This window comes from Globicatella sp. HMSC072A10 (assembly GCF_001811625.1).
GTDB lineage: Bacteria > Bacillota > Bacilli > Lactobacillales > Aerococcaceae > Globicatella > Globicatella sanguinis.
The window spans coordinates 5,681-8,051 of the sequence record NZ_KV805800.1; the positions used below are offsets into that span (position 1 = coordinate 5,681).

Consider the following 2,371-nt stretch of genomic DNA (forward strand, 5'->3'; position numbering starts at 1 on the left):
TCAAGTGCAATATTAAACATTTAACTGATTTTGAAAATGTATGGCGTTATACACGTGAAATCTACAACATGCCAGGTATTGCTGAAACCGTTGATTTCTACCATATCCAACACCATTACTATGGAAGTCATCCGACAATCAACCCGAACGGTATTATTCCAGCAGGACCTGCAATTAGCTTAGACATTTAGAGATAGAAAATCACCTGGAGAACATTATAGTGACCCTTTCTTTTTACACAATTATATGGACTTTATCAAAATTATCCAAGATAAACTGCAAAAATATATGTAAGACAACAAATACTATGAAATAGCTATTCCACTTATTAGAAAAATGAGTAGAAGCTACGATGAGTATTATCAAAAATTAATAGTAGCAAATGATAAATATATGGAACTCAATAAATAACTTAAAAGTGAGCTGTTTTTTTCTGTTTTAAGATGGACAGATTACAGTGACATTAGCCTCAGAAATCATTGAAATGAGTGATGCGACTGCTCGTAAATTGCTCAGAGGTTTAGTAGATAAAAATGTATTAAGCTGGCATGGGAATTCTAAACGATATCCCAAACAGTATTATACGATTAATCCATAGTAAGGCATCAAAATTCGGAGTAGTTCGGAGTAAGTTCGGAGTAGTTCAGAGTAGTTCGGAGTAGTCCAGAGTCCAGCTTTTTTAGGCGACATTCCAGCTAATATATAAATGAATTTCAAACTAACAGAGAATTTAAATCTTTTTCATGGTAATATGGGAATATTATGTATAAAGGGAGAAGATTGACATGCAAGTGCCAATTCTTTATGAAGATAATCATTTACTCATAGTAGAGAAACCTGTTAATATTCCGGTGCAATCGGATCAAAGTCGTGACAAAGATTTATTAACGATATTAAAAGAAGATATAAAAATTCGCTTTAATAAACCTGGGAATGTTTACTTAGGGCTAGTTCATAGACTGGATCGGCCGGTTGGTGGGGCAATGGTATTCGCCAAAACGTCTAAAGCTGCTTCACGACTATCAGACCAGGTGAGACGCAATTCGATGATGCGTAAATATTATGCAGTCGTTCATGGGAAGCCTTCCAAAGAACAAGGTCAGTTAACTGATTACTTATTAAAAGATACGCGAAAAAATATTGTGTCGATTGTTCCTTCGAATCATAAAAAAGGTAAAAAAGCAGTTCTTAACTATAAAGTCTTAGAAAGTAATGATCAATTGTCTTTACTAGAAGTGCAACTCCAAACGGGACGACCTCATCAAATTCGTGTCCAACTAGCAAGGATGGGCACACCAATCTGGGGTGACCAAAAATACGGCCATAAATTCAGCAAAGTAGGCCAGCAAATTGCCTTATGGGCACAGGAACTTTCATTAGAGCACCCAACTAAGAAAACTGAAGTGAGAGTACAAACCTTGCCAAAACAGGAATTTCCTTGGAATTGTTGGGAAAGTATCCGTCAGATAAGCTGTGGCTAGGATATATTCTTAAAGTTAGCTTTCAAAAAGATTGGTGTCACTGCATGAATCTTTTTGTTATACGAATCTAGCTTTGGTGTTTCATCAGAAAATATTACTTTAAAATTAATTGGGAATTAGCAGAGGACAAATACATAAGTAAATCCAATAAATTCAAAAGCTTTAAAGAAGGCAAAGCTTTCACAATAAAGTGGGCGTCCTCGCAGTGGGAGCCAATCATCATCCCGATATTCAATTATTTTATGGACAGGTGATCGTTGATTTAGAAACTCATGATGGTATGGGGATGGGTTGACAGACAAAGGCGTTAACTTAGCTCAACCCAATGAAGACATTAAATAATAAAGGAGTCAAAGGTATGCAAGTAGTGTTTCATATTAATGAAGAAGAGCGATGGCATATGGTTCTTTCGAATGTAAATAATTTTTTAGCTGAAGAAAGGGATGCTAAAATATCCATTGTTGCGAATGGTCATGCGGTGAATTATTATCTCAATGATGAATTAAGTGATAAGTTTTTGAATCAGGTAGATGTGGTGGCTTGTCAGAATTCTTTAAATAAACATAAGATCAATAAAGACCGCATAAACTCCCTTATACGTGTGGTAGATTCGGGCGTTGTTGAAATCGCTAAGAAACAAATGGCAGGATATGCTTATATTCGTCCATAAATAAGTAAAAAAATTCTGGGTCTCCTTGTTGGGATTGACTCAGAATTTTTATTTTATCAGATCGTTAACTAATGGTTTGATATGCTTGGAATAAAATAAACAAGCTAGTTGCAATTAAAATGAACGCACTCACACCGACAGATAATTTAACTAAGGGACCCGGACTGGCATCTTTAATGACGAGACTGATCAACACCTCCGAGATAGATTCGATGTTGAA

At 35.6% G+C, this 2,371-nt stretch carries 3 protein-coding genes and 2 pseudogenes; all 5 read left to right on the forward strand.

The features are described 5' to 3' along the window. Positions 1 to 191 (forward strand): annotated as a pseudogene (locus HMPREF2811_RS09315) (glutathione S-transferase family protein); the annotation flags it as partial. A 266-nt stretch (positions 192 to 457) separates the two neighbouring features. After that, positions 458 to 598, forward strand: coding sequence for a hypothetical protein (locus tag HMPREF2811_RS11480; protein ID WP_168164976.1), 141 nt, complete (start codon positions 458 to 460; stop codon positions 596 to 598). A gap of 187 nt (positions 599 to 785) precedes the next feature. Then, positions 786 to 1,481, forward strand: a complete 696-nt coding sequence (locus HMPREF2811_RS09320; protein ID WP_071409092.1) for an RluA family pseudouridine synthase — start codon at positions 786 to 788, stop codon at positions 1,479 to 1,481. A gap of 187 nt (positions 1,482 to 1,668) precedes the next feature. Further along, a pseudogene (locus HMPREF2811_RS11970) lies at positions 1,669 to 1,776 on the forward strand (hypothetical protein); the annotation flags it as partial. 63 nt (positions 1,777 to 1,839) lie between these two features. Further along, positions 1,840 to 2,151 carry a DsrE family protein gene (locus HMPREF2811_RS09325; protein ID WP_071409093.1) on the forward strand — a complete coding sequence of 104 codons (312 nt, stop codon included), beginning with the start codon at positions 1,840 to 1,842 and terminating at the stop codon, positions 2,149 to 2,151. The last annotated feature ends 220 nt before the right edge of the window (positions 2,152 to 2,371 follow it).

What these genes read in the sequence shown, in the direction of transcription:
- HMPREF2811_RS09320 (WP_071409092.1), top strand. Translation starts at nt 786, where the DNA reads ATGCAAGTGCCAATTCTTTATGAAGATAATCATTTACTCATAGTAGAG.
- HMPREF2811_RS09325 (WP_071409093.1), top strand. Translation starts at nt 1,840, where the DNA reads ATGCAAGTAGTGTTTCATATTAATGAAGAAGAGCGATGGCATATGGTT.